This is a genomic window from Tepidanaerobacter sp. EBM-49, from assembly GCF_001896645.1.
In the GTDB taxonomy this organism is placed as follows: Bacteria; Bacillota; Thermosediminibacteria; order Thermosediminibacterales; family Tepidanaerobacteraceae; genus Tepidanaerobacter; species Tepidanaerobacter syntrophicus.
In genome coordinates, this window is the sequence record NZ_MPPE01000027.1 from 13,954 (window position 1) to 29,908 (window position 15,955).

Annotated in this window: 12 protein-coding genes and 1 pseudogene; 7 read left to right on the forward strand and 6 right to left on the reverse strand. The window is 35.3% G+C overall.

Going from position 1 to position 15,955, the window contains the following annotated elements; translation table 11 throughout:
• Positions 1 to 69 precede the first annotated feature (69 nt).
• Together BUE08_RS04365 and BUE08_RS04370 are read left to right on the forward strand one after the other, a co-directional pair.
• On the forward strand, positions 70 to 1,335 hold the full coding sequence (locus BUE08_RS04365; protein ID WP_286680424.1) for a PTS transporter subunit IIC: 1,266 nt from the start codon (positions 70 to 72) through the stop codon (positions 1,333 to 1,335).
• Between the two features lie 148 nt (positions 1,336 to 1,483).
• Positions 1,484 to 2,032 (forward strand): class I SAM-dependent methyltransferase, encoded by a 549-nt coding sequence (locus tag BUE08_RS04370; RefSeq protein WP_286680425.1) that lies wholly within the window; start codon positions 1,484 to 1,486, stop codon positions 2,030 to 2,032.
• 147 nt (positions 2,033 to 2,179) lie between these two features.
• Here the strand turns inward: BUE08_RS04370 and BUE08_RS04375 are convergent.
• Together BUE08_RS04375 and BUE08_RS04380 are read right to left on the reverse strand one after the other, a co-directional pair.
• Positions 2,180 to 3,191: pseudogene (locus tag BUE08_RS04375) on the reverse strand (transposase).
• Between the two features lie 93 nt (positions 3,192 to 3,284).
• On the reverse strand, positions 3,285 to 3,428 hold the full coding sequence (locus tag BUE08_RS04380; RefSeq protein ID WP_286680426.1) for a hypothetical protein: 144 nt from the start codon (positions 3,426 to 3,428) through the stop codon (positions 3,285 to 3,287).
• A 597-nt stretch (positions 3,429 to 4,025) separates the two neighbouring features.
• Between BUE08_RS04380 and BUE08_RS04385 the strand changes: the two genes are divergently transcribed.
• From BUE08_RS04385 to BUE08_RS04395, 3 genes are all read left to right on the forward strand, one after another.
• Positions 4,026 to 5,834 carry a nitrilase-related carbon-nitrogen hydrolase gene (locus BUE08_RS04385; protein WP_286680427.1) on the forward strand — a complete coding sequence of 603 codons (1,809 nt, stop codon included), beginning with the start codon at positions 4,026 to 4,028 and terminating at the stop codon, positions 5,832 to 5,834.
• 128 nt (positions 5,835 to 5,962) lie between these two features.
• Complete coding sequence (locus BUE08_RS04390; RefSeq protein WP_286680428.1) at positions 5,963 to 7,168, forward strand: hypothetical protein; 1,206 nt, start codon at positions 5,963 to 5,965, stop codon at positions 7,166 to 7,168.
• Between the two features lie 74 nt (positions 7,169 to 7,242).
• Positions 7,243 to 8,412, forward strand: a complete 1,170-nt coding sequence (locus BUE08_RS04395; protein WP_286680429.1) for an iron-containing alcohol dehydrogenase — start codon at positions 7,243 to 7,245, stop codon at positions 8,410 to 8,412.
• A gap of 188 nt (positions 8,413 to 8,600) precedes the next feature.
• On the opposite strand, the gene BUE08_RS04400 is transcribed toward BUE08_RS04395, so the two are convergent.
• Positions 8,601 to 10,091, reverse strand: a complete 1,491-nt coding sequence (locus tag BUE08_RS04400; protein ID WP_286680430.1) for a transposase — start codon at positions 10,089 to 10,091, stop codon at positions 8,601 to 8,603.
• 249 nt (positions 10,092 to 10,340) lie between these two features.
• Between BUE08_RS04400 and BUE08_RS04405 the strand changes: the two genes are divergently transcribed.
• On the forward strand, positions 10,341 to 11,858 hold the full coding sequence (locus BUE08_RS04405) for a CoA-acylating methylmalonate-semialdehyde dehydrogenase (RefSeq protein ID WP_286680431.1): 1,518 nt from the start codon (positions 10,341 to 10,343) through the stop codon (positions 11,856 to 11,858).
• A gap of 119 nt (positions 11,859 to 11,977) precedes the next feature.
• Here BUE08_RS04405 and BUE08_RS04410 read toward each other — a convergent pair whose 3' ends face one another.
• Positions 11,978 to 13,372, reverse strand: a complete 1,395-nt coding sequence (locus tag BUE08_RS04410; RefSeq protein ID WP_286680432.1) for a sigma-54 interaction domain-containing protein — start codon at positions 13,370 to 13,372, stop codon at positions 11,978 to 11,980.
• Positions 13,373 to 13,863: 491 nt separating this feature from the next.
• Here BUE08_RS04410 and BUE08_RS04415 point away from each other — a divergent pair, with 491 nt between their 5' ends.
• On the forward strand, positions 13,864 to 14,397 hold the full coding sequence (locus BUE08_RS04415; protein WP_286680433.1) for an IS3 family transposase: 534 nt from the start codon (positions 13,864 to 13,866) through the stop codon (positions 14,395 to 14,397).
• A gap of 58 nt (positions 14,398 to 14,455) precedes the next feature.
• Here the strand turns inward: BUE08_RS04415 and BUE08_RS04420 are convergent, their stop codons facing one another.
• Both BUE08_RS04420 and BUE08_RS04425 read right to left on the reverse strand, forming a co-directional pair.
• A complete protein-coding gene (locus BUE08_RS04420; RefSeq protein ID WP_286680434.1) occupies positions 14,456 to 14,668 on the reverse strand; it encodes a hypothetical protein in 213 nt (70 codons plus the stop codon).
• 423 nt (positions 14,669 to 15,091) lie between these two features.
• Positions 15,092 to 15,955, reverse strand: an 864-nt coding sequence (locus tag BUE08_RS04425; protein WP_286680435.1) for a UPF0236 family transposase-like protein, incomplete at its 5' end; no start/stop codon positions are given.

Consider the following 15,955-nt stretch of genomic DNA (forward strand, 5'->3'; position numbering starts at 1 on the left):
GCTTTAATAAGAATATTTGGCAGAAAAAATAAGCTTATCTGTAATTTATTATAAGAGGAGGAACATTTTATGGAAACGTTCTTAACTATCATTGTAAAGGTATTAGGGGACCCTACAATCGTATTAGGTATTGTAGCTCTCCTAGGGCTAATATTTCTTAAATCTAAATGGACAGATGTATTACTTGGTACTGTCAAAACTATGATGGGATATGTAATCTTGATGGCAGGTGCAAATATTATAAGTCCTGCTTTGGAGCCTCTTACCAAAATGATAAGAAAAGGTTTGGGAGTAGAAGGAGTAGTTCCTCTTTACTGGCCAGCTTTTGGCGAGTCTATGACTAAATTTGGGACAGAAATAGCTTTGACTTTTATTATAGGATTTGTATTAAACATACTTTTAGCAAAGTTTACAAGATATAATTTTCTTGCTTTAACAGTACATCTCCAATTATTCTGGTGTGGTTTTATCGTAGTTGTATTGAATGCTATAGGATTTTCGGGTGTGAGCTTACTTGCGGTTGGAGGCATCATATCAGGCATATATTTTTGGATTGCTACAGGGATTTCTTATTATTATATAAGAGATAATATTACAACGGAACACGCCAACTTTGTTCCAAGCGTGTTTGGCATAATACTTGCCGGAACTTTAGGTAAGCTATTTAAAAAGGATAGCAAATCTGCTGAAGATCTGGAACTTCCAGAATCACTTAACTGGCTGAAAGATAATATTGTTGCTATGATTGTAATTATGTTTCTAGTAAATATTGTCTTCGCAGCGATTGCAGGATTTGGGTATGTGCAGAAACTAGCAGGAGATACGCCTTGGATCTTGTATCTTCTTAGCTCCTCTTTGAGTTTTGGCGGAGCAATAGCAGTAATTCTTTATGGGGTTAGAACGCTATTAGCAGAGCTTATTCCGGCATTTCAAGGAATTTCCGAGAGCTTATTACCAAATGCAAAACTAGGATTAGATTATCCAACTGTATACCCATATGCAGGAACATCAGTTATGATTGGGTTCTTACTTCATCTTTTGGGTTCCATTGTTGCAACTTTAGTTATGGCATTAACAGGATTTACGCCATTAGTCATTCCAGGGGTGCAAATTAATTTCTTTGAAGGCTCTTTAGTGGGTGTATATGCAAATGCACGTGGTGGAATAAAGAATGTGATTTTAAGTTCCTTCTTAGTTGGATTTATATTACAATTTGGTGTGGCATTAACATTCCCATATACAGGTATTTTAGTTGTCAAAAATGCTGCATATGAAGCAATTGATTTCAATACGTTTGGCTTAATTATTGCAAAAATTTTGTCATTTTTTAAATAAAATGATATTTTAAATTTAAAAGGTATATTTTGACCTTCTATGGATTAGTTATGATCAATAGAAGGTCAAAAACTATTGTAATAGCAAATTAATGATAGATAATTAGGGAAGAAAATAATACCTTAAACCTCAAAGTGGAGGCTAAAAAATGAGAGATATTACATATAAAGAATTAATAAACACCATTGCAAAAGATAATTTTTTAAATGCAATGTTTTCATCTTATATAAGAATCTCTCCTTTGAGCAAGGGGAGAACAGTACTAGATTATGGAACCGGATATGGTTGGGGAAGCTATTTATTATGCTTAAACGCGAAATCAGTGGATGGATTTGATATAGATGTGAAGAAAATTGCTTTTGCAAAAGAAATATTTAAAAAGAAAAACCTAAGATTTTTTTCAGATCCTTCTCTTTTGCTAAAAGATAATAATTATGACTTAATTTGCATATTTCAAGTTTTACAATATGTTCAATTTCCCTACATTACCGTAAGTTTTTTAATTAATAATATAAAGGAAGGAGGAATTATTAAAATAAGTATAAAAAATTCTCATAAAAACATACAGATCATTTTAGATAATATTATTACTCAAAATAACATTTTTGTTCTTCTTAATAAAGAAATATATCCTCTCTCAAAAGAAGATAATATAATTGAATATACATTTACAAAAATAAGCGGAAGAGATGAGTAATAAAAAAATAGAAACATACATTTTTGATATAGATGGAACCCTTATAAATAACCTTAATGAAGTGCTAAAGGCCCGAACAACGTCTCCCCAGCTCCGTGGAATTTACCCTACATAGAATTGCTCCAAATATCTTCTGATTGTTATGATTTATGCAGTTATGACTTCCAAGGTGTCGGCGGCATGGCTCGATAGCATAAAGGTGAGTATAGCCAATTGACGATAACCTTTGATTCTTCTAAACCCACGCTCTGCTTCCATGAAACCGGCTGCTGCGTGTCTAAGTGCCATTTCTCCGTCCTTGAAGTTTGAAACCCTGCGGATGATACCTCGACAAGCAGAGTTAGCAGATTCCATCGGGTTTGTGCTGCAAAGTGTCTCGCGAAGCAGACCGGGAATTTTGAGCCGGTGCACTGTCAATGTCTCCTCCAGCCCTTCTAAAAGGCTTGCCGCCGCTTTGGGATACCGATTTCTGCTTGCCTGCAATATCCATTAGTTCGCTTTTTGCTGCCTCATACTCGAATTCCCTGTAGGCCAGTGTCATAGACATGGATATATTGGCCTGCTCAGATTCCGGTAGGTAAGAGAGCACATTTCGTCTCTTGTGCACTTGGCAACGCTGAATAAGCCTTATTGCCGAAGGTGTCTGTTATGGCTTTGTGGAGGGCTTTCCCTCCGTCTATTACATAAAGTCTTGGGTAAAGGATATCTAACCCTCTATGGATAAGGTCTTCAAGTAAAGCCTTGGCGACGGTGCTATTTTTGAGATGCCTTCAGCTATCCCTAAGATGCGCTTTTTCCCGTCGTCATCGATACCCATGGCAGCTAGTATGGTCATTTTGCCAAGTTCAAGGCCATCGATCATTATGACAGGATAGTCTTGGTCAATAGGTCGTGTAAAGAATTCCTGCATGAGGGTGTCCATGCCTTCAATGAACCGTCGGCTAACTTCGCTTTTACTGGTGCATATCGCATCAGCATTGTCTCCATCAACAGTACGTATGTATTTTCTGGTGCTTACCCCTGAAAGTAATTTTGCCATGATAGCCTTGTTTAGTGGATCTTCTGTTTGGAACAGGTGGAGAGTTTCCAGGGGTAATTCACTGCTACCGTCTACAGATCTGACTCTGGAGCGATCTACTCTTACTTTCTTACCGCCCATGACCACTGTGGTCTTTTATGTGCCGTGGCGATAACCGATGCGTTCGTTTTTATTATGCTTTCCTTTGGGGCCGGCGTACTGCTCTACGTCTTCTTACAGCATCATGCGCATGACCTCCAGGTCTAGTGACATTGAAAGCTCCATTAACCCATACCTGGCCTTTTCATACAGGATTGTGCTATTAATTATTTGGATGCTTCCATTGACGGACTCTTTGTTTTCCTGATATACTTTCATTATGACAGCTCCTTTTTGTTATTCTGATCGTGTATTTGTTAACAACTATATTCTATCAGAGTAATTTGAAGCTGTCATTTTCAATTTCTACGGAGTTTGGGGCGGAATCATTTTCTTTATCCATTATAAAAAGAGTTATTCGAAAAAATAGGTAAAAAACTTTTTCAGAGTTATTTTTAAATTAGTATAAAAAATTTTTTAAAATTTAACATGTGTTGTATAAAAAGCATACAGTGTGTATATATTTATAACACTGTATGCTTTTTGCTATTTAGAAGAGAAATCAATACTTAAATATCAAAATAATGTATATTATTATAACATATTAAAAAATATAATTTAAACAAAGCCTTGAATTAACAGGCATTAAGTAGCTAATGCAATAGTGGCATAATTTTTGCTATATAGTTATTTTAGAAAAATTAACATTGGATGCATAAAGATCAGGATTATTTCATAATATTTAAATTACAAACTCTTTACCAACGACAACATAGTATGCTGAATTAGAAAAGGAGGGGATATTTTTGGGCTAGAAATAAAATTGTACAGCATCTATTATAAAAAAATACAAAAACCAAACGGAGGAGATTATTTATGTATTATGGGAAAATTGGGGGAACTGAAATGCCTCCCATACCGAAATATAAAGTAGCGGCAATTAATTTTAATCCTACTATGTTTGATAAAGAAAATAATATTAATAAATTACTTAAATTGACAGAAGAAGCGGCTGCGAATAATGCAAAATTGATTGTTCTCCCAGAAATGGGAACGACTGGTTATTGCTGGTATAGCAGAGAAGAAATAAAACCTTTTGTTGAAACTATACCAGGACCTACAACAGATGCCTTTGTGGAAATCTCAAAAAAATACAATTGCTGGATCGTTGTAGGGATGCCTGAGGTGGATGCAAAAACGGACATCTACTATAATTCAACAGCTCTTATTGGGCCAGAAGGTGTTATAGGAACCCATAGAAAGTCCCATTTGTACATTTCAGAACCAAAATGGGCAAAGCAGGGTGATTTAGACCATCAAGTGTACGAAACTCCAATTGGCAATATAGGTATGCTAATTTGTATGGACATTCATTTCATTGAAACTGCCAGAATTGAAGGCCTTCGAAGTGCAGATATAATATGCCACTGTAGTAACTGGCTTGCAGAAAAAACACCTGCCCCTTATTGGATTACTCGAGCGTTTGATAATGGATGTTATGTGATTGAAGGGAACAGATGGGGGCTAGAGCGGACGGTTCAGGCAAGTGGAGGAAGCTGTATAATAGAACCTAATGGAACTATTCAATCTTATGTTGATGAAGGAGATATAATTTGTTATGGTGAAGTTGATATAGCTAAGGCCAGAAGAAAAAATTTTGAAAATGGAGGTAATAAGTTTACTGAACGTTTGCCAAAAGAATATATGACGATTATGTCACATACTTATCTTTGGAATCCATTAGATTTTCATTCTTTGTATGGCTACGATCCACTTCCTCCAGGAAAGCAATCTACAATAGCTGTTGCCCAAATGTCCCCATTATCTGGGGATAAAAAATCAAATACTGAATTGATAACAAATAAAATATATCAAGCAGTTTCCTCTGGTAGTGAACTTATAGTTTTTCCTGAACTTACATTAACAGGCATAATAAATTCTAAGGAAGAAGCAGAAGTAGTAGCGGAATCTGTGCCTGGGCCATTTACGAATTATCTTATTGATATTTCGATGAAGAATAATGTTTATATTGTTGCAGGCCTTATCGAAAAAGACGAGGAGCAACTTTACAATACAGCAATACTAACAGGTCCTGAAGGCCTCGTTGGTAAATATCGTAAACTTCATCTTTGCGAACATGATATTAATTGGGCAACGCGCGGAAATTTAGGATTGCCATACTTCAATATCCCCATAGGCCGAGTCGGGATTTTGATAGGCCATGATGTAATGTTTCCTGAAGCAGGTCGTTGTCTTGCTCTAAAAGGAGTCGACCTCATTTGTTGTCCCTCTGCTGTAAATACGCCGAAGCCTTATGGGCTCAAAGAAACAACTGCAGCTCATAACTATCCGATTCCTCGTGGATATAACACTATACACTGGCATTTATGGAGAGTCAGAGCAGGGGAAAATAATACTTATTTAGCATTTGCAAATTATATTGGCAAAGCAGCTTTTGGAAGAAGTGGCATTTTTGGACCTGATACATTTGCTTTTCCACGCAAAGAAGTAATTTTACCAGAAAGTGAAGAGGCAATAGGAACATTAAAAATTGATACATCCAACTTGAATACAGTTTACCCAACAAATGTAGTGCGCCGAAAAGACCTTGTATTAATGCGCCAGCCCATTTGGTATAACATAATAGTGGATGATAATCCTCCTGTATTAAAACTTTTTAAATAGATAAACTTAAAAATATCTAAAAGAATATTATAATCAATGTTGCGGGGCAGATTTGGCAAATTTGCTATGCAAGTCCGCCCTGCTTTTTTTAAAAAGCACTATCTGTTTAATCTAAAGGGGGATTTGATATGTCTGATAATAAGTCGATTCTTTTAACAAAGAAAACTGGATCGATACTTGGTTTAATTTACACTATTGTGATTGGATTTGCTTTTTACTTTGCGTTAAATAGCATACATATTACTAGCCAATGGCTTCCTTATGATGTAATAGTAAAAAATGCAAATAGTAATTTGTTTTATAAATTCATATGGTTTATTAAAGACTTTTCTGAACCTCAGTTTTATGCTGGTTTTTTAGCTTCTATAGGTATTATTTTTGGAGGTTTTGTAGCATGGTTGCTAAGTGTAAAAAAATCTCCATTAGCAGGATTCGATATTTGCTATGGAACCAATCTCTGGCCATGGGTTTTTGCATCACAAGTGATATCGTTATCTTTTGCTATATTTGTTCTAAATTATACATCATTTTTCGATAGTGGTAATTTTACATGGCTTCCCACATTTATTACAGTAGTCGGCGTTCCGCCGTCTATTATGCTTTTGTATGGTCCAAATTACAAAGCTTTATTTACTGTTTCGATTTTAGGAGGATTGATATGCTTTCCCACAGCTTTTTGGATTATGTGCAAAATACTGCCTTTAGTAGATCTTCCTGCGACTGTAGGGAATGTCGTAACAATGGCTATTACGGGTATTGTAATATGCCAAGTCTGTAAAATGCTTCCATGGATGAAAAAAATTGATTTTAGCCCAGTTACAAAGGATGAGAATTTGTCTGAAGAAGAAAAATTGCAACGAATGTTAAGACCAGCGTGGACAGTAAGAAGAGTTTTGGCTGATATTTCAGAACCTCAATTTTATGGAAATGAAGTAGTTGGAATATTTGCGATTATTGGTGCTTGTGCTGACTGGATCTTAAATTGTGGGCATGGAGCTGGAGGTTCAGGTGCTCTTCCTGCAATTATTCTCTCGCAATTTATAGGTGGAGGCGTAGGAGTTTTTCTATATTTGTATAAATATTATGAAAAAGGGTGGTACGCAACTTATGTACCAGTAGTTAGTGTAGCTCCAGCATGTGTATTAATATTTGGAGCATCTATCCCTGTAGCGGTATTTGCAGGTGTTCTTGGAGGCATCATCGGTGCACCTGTGGCAGAGTTCTTTGCAGAAAAGCTTCCAGAGCATATTCATTCAACAAATGCAAATGTATTATCAATGGCTTTATGTACTACCATAGTTATTATTGTAATGAGAGCTCTTCCATGGTTTTAAATAAGATTTAAAATGCATAAAAAATTGTATATTAAATTTTTAGTGAAATAATTTTATTTAGGAGGTTGCTACAAATGTATTTTTATAGAAATGCAGAGATGCATATGCCCCAAACATTGCTTTTTGGCCAGAATAGCATAAATGCACTCAGCAGTGAAGTAAAGAAACTAGGAAAAAAGAAAGTTCTGTTTGTTACGGATAAAGTAATGCAGCAAGCAGGATATGTCGAGAAGGTAAGAAAATTGCTAGAAGAAGCAGGGGTGGATTCTGTAATTTTGCCTGATGTAAGCGGCGAGCCCCGAGATATTGATGTTGAAAAGGGATTAAAAGTATATAAAGAAAGTAACTGCGATTTTCTTTTAGGGCTGGGAGGAGGAAGCCCTATCGATACTGCAAAAGCTATAGGTATTTTAGCAACGAATGGTGGTAAAATTTCTGATTATATGGGCGCGGATAAGGTAAAAAACCCATTACCACCTTTGATTGCAATTGCTACAACTGCTGGCACAGGTTCTGAAGTAACTAAATTCACAATAATTGCTGATACAAAAAACGATGTTAAAATGCTAATAGGGGACTCACATATAGTTCCTACCATTTCTATATCAGATCCTATGTTTACGTTGTCAGTCCCTCCTAAAACAACTGCTGCTACTGGAATCGATGCATTTTGCCATGCGGCGGAAGCGTACACTTCAAAAAAATCACAGCCATTAACTGACACGTTGGCAATTTCAGCAATCAAGTTAATTTCTGAAAATTTAAGGCAAGCTTGGTGCAACGGTAATAATCTTGAAGCAAGAACGAATATGATGTTAGCTGCAACACAAGCCGGTTTAGCTTTTTCCAATGCTTCAGTTACGCTTATTCATGGAATGTCAAGATGCATCGGCGCGATATTCCATGTTCCGCATGGTATATCAAATGCTGTCCTTTTACCTGTGTGGGCAGAATTTACTTATATAGCAAATCCCGAGAAGTTTGCAGATATAGCCTTTGCTATGGGTGAAAACTTAGACGGTCTTAGCACATTAGATGCTGCCTATAAAGCATATGAAGCAATGAAACGCTTATGCAAAGATATCGAGATCCCATCTATTGAAGGATTAGGCATAAATAAAGATGAATTCGAAAAATATATTTCAAAAATGGCTCATGATGCTATAGTAAGTGGTAGTCCTGGGAATAATGCAAGAAACGTAAATGAGGAAACTATAATTGAGTTGTATAAAAAAGCCTGGTAAAAAGAGTCCAATAAGCGAATTATTATAGCCTCTCGGAATTAAATGATGTCCAATGATTAAAATATTGCAAGTGGACTAAAAAGCAACTAAATTTTAAGGATAATATTTAACACTAAATGCAATCTTTAAAAAATGGCATAGCAAACAAGCCTATCATCAAGAACTTTTTAAAAATGATGTTAGACTATTTAATTAAATATTACTTTCGAGAGCTTTAAAGTATCTTTTTTAACGCTGTACCAAGCATCAATATGTTGACACATCATAATGCAGTAAACACGGATGTACCACATCTTAGTAGAACGATGACGACCAGCTTCTAGTTGATAATCAACCTTTTCTCTTTTATTAGACCGTTCAATAGAAGTACGGCGTTTATAGGTAAGCTTCCACTTTTCCGATGAACGAGCAGTTCTTGGGAAAAGTCTTAGATTATCTTTAGAAAAAGTATGAAATGTACGTCCATATTTAGCAGTGGAACAGGGCTTTTTACAAGTATTCTTAGCACCTGTTGCAAGAGGACATCTCCATTTTTGACGATTTTGAGATTTATCATAGCCATTAGGTTTCATTTCTTTGCCAGTAGGGCAGATAGGAATACCTTTAGGCGAAATTTGAATATCACTCTCAGAACTAAAATTTTTCTTAGTTCTAAGATTCAAATCAATAAATGGCTCTATTCCTTGATGCTCTAATAATAAATAAATAGCTTCAGCATCATGAGCAGCATCAAGCAGGAATTTGTTAACTGTGCCTAAGGTGAAACGTTGTGAGAATTCAATCGAACTAGTTACAAGACTAACAGAATCATGTCTAGAAGCAGGTTGAAGTCTTGGATACAATGGTAAGTCATACTCGCTATCGCAAGCAGATATCATGTATAGAGTGTAACCGTTGTAAAATTTCTCTCTAGAACTATCCCATCCAGAATCGCAGTCTGGCTGGGAATACAAACGAGGATGATTACACTTCGTAATACCTTGGGCATAACACTTACAAGAAGGTTTACTCCTGGGATATCTGGCAGTTTCTATGGGAGTGCCATCGCCAGCAACACTAAGAGAATCAAGATTACCAAGAAGACCTAATTTAGCAGATACATCAAGAATTTGCGACTGAAAGAACTCAAATAAGCGATCCCCTGGTAAAAGCTTTTTCTTGGAACCATAACGAAGGAAGCGATTTATCAATTTTTCAACAATACCAGGATTTTTAGGAGCTAGTTTTTCTCCTTTTTTAGGTTTCTTCTTTTTCGTGACTTTACGTTTTCGTTTAGATTTGGGCTTAACATTATCAAAATCAAGTCCCCATAAACGAGCAAAGAAGTCATAAAAGGTTCCAACACCAGGAATATCACCAGGCTCAAAGCCACTTAAAATGGCATAGAGAGGAACACGATGTAACTCGTCCACCCATTTAGTAATCCCAATGGTTGGATTAGTAAATAGGAAAAGAAGATAAGATCTTAGCATAGAAGCAGGATCACGAGGTAGAGGACCTTTGTCAGAATAAGTATCACTAAGCAAAGTAGTGATATAAGAAATATCAGTAATCCATAACTTGGTGATAACAGGCCAATCCTTAGCAACAAGAGTAAGGATGCCATTAGAATAATGTTTTTTTAATTGAGTTAAAACGAAATCTTGGTAAGCTTCATGAGTAACAAAAACAGGTTTCATAAAAACACTCCCATCACAATTAGTAAGGGAAAAGGTCCCTTCAAATCAATTATTGGGGTGTTTCCAAAAAGTCAAGTGTTTTTTGGAATTTAGCAAAAAAATAATGCAGGAAATTTAAGAATAACCTGCATTTAAATAAAAAATCCTATTGTAAAATAGGAGGATGTTGAAAAAGGGTGCTAAGTTAAAACCTTGCACCGACAAACTCGGAGTATTCCGAGAGACTATTATTATACGAGGAGGATTAATATGGGTATTGAAATACTAAAACCATTTATAAACGGAGAGTATATTACTAGTAAGACAAGTAAATATATGGATGTCTATGATCCAAGCATTGGTGAAGTTATTGCGCAAGCTCCTTGCTGCACAGTTGATGAAGTAGAAACTGCTATTGCTGCTGCAAAAGCTGCATTTCCTAAGTGGTCAGATACGCCATGTGCTCGAAGAGTTGAAGTTTTATATAAGTTTAGAGATTTACTGATAGAGCATATGGATGAACTTACTTATATGATATGCAGAGAAAACGGCAAAAATTGGGAAGAAGCAGAAGGAGAAGTTTTAAAAGTAAAGGAACCTGTTGAAGTAGCATGCGGAGCCCCTTCACTTATGATGGGAGAGTCTTTAATGAATGTTACTCCTGGCTTCGATTCTACTTTATACAGAGAGCCAATAGGTGTTTTTGGAGGGATAGTTCCCTTTAACTTTCCGGCAATGATCCCAATGGGATGGATGATGCCTATGTGTATAGCCACAGGCAATACACTTGTGCTTAAAGCAGCAAGTATGACACCGATGACATCTCTCAGAATAGCCGAGCTCTTAAGTCAAGCCGGTTTACCTAAAGGGGTAGTTAATATAATAACATGTTCTCGAAAAGAAGCAAACCTTCTTTTATCACACCCTGACATAAGAGGAATTAGTTTTGTAGGATCCACAGAAATAGGAAGTAATATATACGCACAAGCAGCAGCAAACGGAAAACGTGTTCAGTGCTTATGCGAAGCTAAAAATCATGCCCTAGTTCTTGATGATGTTCCTATCAAACGTACCGCGGCGGGCATCATTAATTCATCTTTCGGTTGTGCAGGCGAACGTTGTATGGCTTTACCGGTTATTGCTGTCCAAGAAGACATTGCAGACGAGCTAGTATCGGAAATTTTAACACAAGTTAAAACGAAGAAGATAGGACCAGCGTATGACAAAACTACAGATCTTGGACCGGTGGTCACAGTCGAACATAAAAAGTCTATTATAAGTTGGATTGAGAAAGGAATTAACGAAGGTGCAAACCTTATTCTCGATGGTCGCAATGTTGTAGTTCCGGGATATGAAAAAGGCTTCTTTGTAGGACACACAATTTTTGATAATGTGACTCCCGAAATGACGATAGGACAACGAGAAATATTTGGACCTGTTCTTTGCATAAAGAGAGTTAAAGATTTCGAAGAAGGAATTACTCTAATGAATGCTAATCCTTATGGTAATGGTTCTGTTATTTTTACTCAAAGTGGACACTATGCACGTGAATTTGTAAAAAGAACACATGGTGGCATGGTTGGGGTAAATGTTGGCATTCCAGTACCTGCAGGCATGTTCCCGTTTGCAGGGCACAAGCTTTCATTTTTTGGCGATCTTCATGTTCTAGGTAAAGACGGGCTACGCTTTTATACTGAATCAAAAGTAGTTACAACTCGCTGGTTTGATGAAGAAGCAACAAAACAAATTAAGGTGGGAACTTGGGACGGGACAGTTCAATCTAAATGACTAAAATGAAAATTTGGCTCTTTTAATAATAACAAAGTTGTCTTTAAAAATAGACCCCTAACTTGCAATAGGGACGATTAATTTTAGAAATAATAGGGGTCTATTTTATTTTATTGTAATTAATAGTTAATATTGTACTTTTTAAGTTTTTGGTAGAGTCCAGCTCTGTTAATACCTAATAATTTTGCTGCTTTGCTTTTATTTCCTCCAGAAGATTTTAAAGCGTCAAGTATTTTTTGCATTTCAAGTTCCATTATGGCTTTATCAAGGCTACCTTTATTATTATTGGTAAATTTGTGCGAATTAATAATCTCTTTAGGTAAATGTTCTGCCTTTATCGTACTTTCTGTAACAAAATTATATACTCTCTCGATAGTATTTTTCAATTCTCTGACATTTCCAGGCCACGAATATTTTTGTAAATATTGCATTGCTTCATTATTTATTTTCTCTATATAAATACCAAATTCTGTATTGTAATTTTTTAAAAAGTGTTCACATAATACAGGAATGTCTTCAGGTATTTCGCGCAAGGGGGGGAGCTCTAAGGACACCACATTTAAACGATAAAAAAGATCTTCTCGAAATTTTCCAGACTGCATCTTTTCTTGTAGGTTTTGATTTGTTGCTGCTATTATACGAACATCAATTTTTTTTGTAATATTGCCTCCGATTCTTTCTATTTCTTTTTCTTGAAGTACGCGAAGAATTTTTGCCTGCATCTCAAGACCCATATCTCCAATTTCATCCAAGAAGATAGTACCGTGATCCGCCATCTCGAATTTTCCTATTTTGCCGTTACGTTTTGCACCGGTAAATGCACCCTCAACATAACCAAATAATTCAGATTCAAGAATATTTTCAGGAATAGCAGCACAATTAACTTTAATAAAATTATTATTTTTCCTATTACTCATATTATTAATTGTATTAGCAAATACCTCCTTACCTGTTCCACTTTCCCCCGTAATAAGAACAGTGGAATCTGTTTTAGCTATCTTTGTTACCAAATATTTAAGTTCCTTAATTTTCTTGCTATTTCCGATGATTTTGTCAAGTGAAGAATGGTCATCAGTTACCTTTTTAAGTTGTTCCTTGCAAAGGTCAAGATCTCTTTTAGCTGCTTCTAATTGTTTGCACAATACTTCAACTTCTCTTACATCTTTATACATAACCTTTCCTATGGCACCAAAAACTTTGCCATTTTCTATTATAGGAATCCGCATTGTAACAGCATCATTTCCTCCGATTCGCTGAATTTGTCCTACTTCACGCTCTCCTGTTTTTACAACAATATGAAGTCTTGTATTTTCTATTACTTCAGTTACATGTTTTCCAATAGCTTCTTGCGGAGTTATTCCCAAAAAGTTTGCATAGGTTTGACTTAACATTAATATGTAACCTTCTGCATCAACAACTACAATGCATTCAGATGCGTCTTCAAAAATAGTCTCTAAAATATGATTTTTTATCTTTAAGCCTTCTAATTCTTTATTTTTTTTAGAAATATTCAAAGTAGTTACACCCCCTTTCTTAAAAACATTAAAGAATTTAAATTATAATCTTAAAATTACAATAATTAACAATAAAGAAGATGTTTTATAATTCATATAATTAATAGAAACGATATACGTTAATAGAATTTATTATACTTTTAGTCAATCAGGTGTTAGTATATAAATATATCCAGGAAAAGTTTAACACGGTAAAATGATTATAAGAAAGGTGTGTTAAACAATGTCCAATAACGGTATCCGATACACAGATGATTTTAAACAACAGATTGTAAATCTGAAACTATCGCCAGACTGTATTAGAACTGAGCCGCGAGTATAGCGAGCAACGGTAACTATTTATAAGTGGATTAAACAGCATTCTCCGATAAAGATAGCTGATAATAAGGAAATCACGGCAAAGGAGTATCAAACAATGTAAAAACGCATTACTGAGCTTGAAATGAAAAATGAAATATTAAAAAAGCTACTGCCATATTCCTAGGAAAACGATGAATGAAATCGCTACATTTATCGAAAAATACAAGTCAGAATATACCGTTAAACTTATTTACAAAGTTTTAAAGTTCCCTGGAAGCCCTTATTATAAGGCTTTAGTTAGTACAACCTTCAAATCGCCAAAAAGAATTAAAGTACAGATAAGAAAAATCTGGGTAGAAAGTAAGTCCAGGTACGGTGCCCCTAAAATTCATAAAGCATTAATTAACGGCGGAGAGAAAATCAGCTTAAAACGTGTTCAACGATATATGGCTGATATGGATATCTGCTCAATTGTAGTCAAAAAGTTCAATCATCATTTAAGCAGATCTGCCTTGAAAGAAAAAGATAACATTATTAATAATAAATCCTTCCACTCAGTATTAAAGAAGGAAGAAGTAAATCACCATAAATATTATGATTTCAATGTTGCACGTAAAGCAATATTTGAATACATAGAATCCTGGTATAACAGAAAAAGAATTCATGGTTCTATCGATTATATGACTCCACAAGCAGTACATGAAGCTGCAAGTGTAACGTCATAAAAAGTTAAAAAAAAGTTAAACTTTTTGTGTCTAAGTTATTGACACAGATCCACTCTTATTAAAATTTTATTGATAATATTTTTTGTAATTGTTCATCATCCTGTAAATTTAAAATATCTAAGGGAGATGTTTCATTTAATCTCCTCTCTGCCTCAAAATGCGAATTTTGCATTATAAATAGTGGGACCGATGCTGTAGCTGCCATATCTAGAGCATCGTCATCCCAATTGATAAAGTCTTTCTCATTATGGAAACAATCCAATAAATCCAAAAAGTTTTCCTGATACTAGTATAAGGTATATTAAATAAAAAATCAAATCCAAATAATTTGAGGTTAGTGTCAAGTAAAAGTTGGCATTTTTTCTTTCAAATTTTATCCTGCATAATAATATGGCTTTTTTATTGTTTTAATAGAGAAAAAATCGTTGTTTTTTTAATAAAATCATGCACCTTTATCAATTATTTTTAAAGTGGGGCTACTATCCCTATGCGAGCTAAAGTTCGATTGAAAATAATCTAAAGTATCTACATTTAGCTCTTTTTGTAAAACTTGCATTTATTCCAGGTCCTATTGCCATGGCCTCTATACACCATTGTATCGGCGAAAATGCCCTGTAATTAGCTTATTTCGCTATTTTAAGTATCAATAGGCTTTCGGCAACATAAAGGGCTTTTTAGTGCAAAGCAAATGATTTTAAAATATGCTTTGACCGCCATATGTAATTAAATCCTGAATTGCTTTTCGGCCATTGGTAACTGGACATCCGGAAAAGGGCATACCTCCCCTGTGGATAGGATATATGTTTGTTTTTATCTTGTTTGCTTTTGACTTAGGTTTCTTAACTTCTTTAACCTTTTCTGTAAGTCTTTCTGAAAGCTCTCCTGATAGCAGCAAGTTAATTTTATCATGTAGTTTCCCACTGGCTTTTAATGCTAGTATTTTGGCTAAATTGTTGGCACCGGCTATGCTCCAACTCATTTTCCGGTTTTTCATCCTAAGATAGAGTATGTCACATATGTTATGCTCCATAGTGCCCAGGTTTCTATAGTATACCCCTTCCGGAGGTTCGGGTAATTTAATGTGTTCTCTTTGCTGGTAGGGTATCAGTCCATCGCGGTTATTTGTTAGATATTGCTGTAGGGTTTCAAGTTTTTTTACTTCTTTAACTTCTCCGCCGCATTCATATTTTAGTTGTTCTATATGGTTTAGGGCTTGGTCTATTTTTAGTTTCTTTATCATTTTTGATACTTTTTTGGCTTCTTTTTTGTCATAAATGTTTCTATGTATGGCTTGAAATATGTGAAATCTATCTAGTTGAAAGTGTTTTAGGGCAAGTTCTGCGCTTTCTTTTATCCATGAAGCTCCATCACCATTTAGTATTCTTAATTGTATTTTGTCTGTGTTGTATTCTTGGCTTACTGTAGCTTCTATTAGGTCGGCAAATTCGGTTGGGTTGCAAAACCCTGCTACTACGTTTTTGTTTATTACTGCGTATTCGTCACACTTGCCAAAATAGCGCTTTTTGAAGCCTTCGTAAGTTACTTGAAGTTTTATTTC

Excerpts from the sequence above, each read along its gene's own strand:
- BUE08_RS04365 (WP_286680424.1), top strand. The coding sequence starts at position 70 with ATGGAAACGTTCTTAACTATCATTGTAAAGGTATTAGGGGACCCTACA.
- BUE08_RS04370 (WP_286680425.1), top strand. The coding sequence starts at position 1,484 with ATGAGAGATATTACATATAAAGAATTAATAAACACCATTGCAAAAGAT.
- BUE08_RS04380 (WP_286680426.1), bottom strand. The coding sequence starts at position 3,428 with ATGAAAGTATATCAGGAAAACAAAGAGTCCGTCAATGGAAGCATCCAA.
- BUE08_RS04385 (WP_286680427.1), top strand. The coding sequence starts at position 4,026 with ATGTATTATGGGAAAATTGGGGGAACTGAAATGCCTCCCATACCGAAA.
- BUE08_RS04390 (WP_286680428.1), top strand. The coding sequence starts at position 5,963 with ATGTCTGATAATAAGTCGATTCTTTTAACAAAGAAAACTGGATCGATA.
- BUE08_RS04395 (WP_286680429.1), top strand. The coding sequence starts at position 7,243 with ATGTATTTTTATAGAAATGCAGAGATGCATATGCCCCAAACATTGCTT.
- BUE08_RS04400 (WP_286680430.1), bottom strand. The coding sequence starts at position 10,091 with ATGAAACCTGTTTTTGTTACTCATGAAGCTTACCAAGATTTCGTTTTA.
- BUE08_RS04405 (WP_286680431.1), top strand. The coding sequence starts at position 10,341 with ATGGGTATTGAAATACTAAAACCATTTATAAACGGAGAGTATATTACT.
- BUE08_RS04415 (WP_286680433.1), top strand. The coding sequence starts at position 13,864 with ATGAATGAAATCGCTACATTTATCGAAAAATACAAGTCAGAATATACC.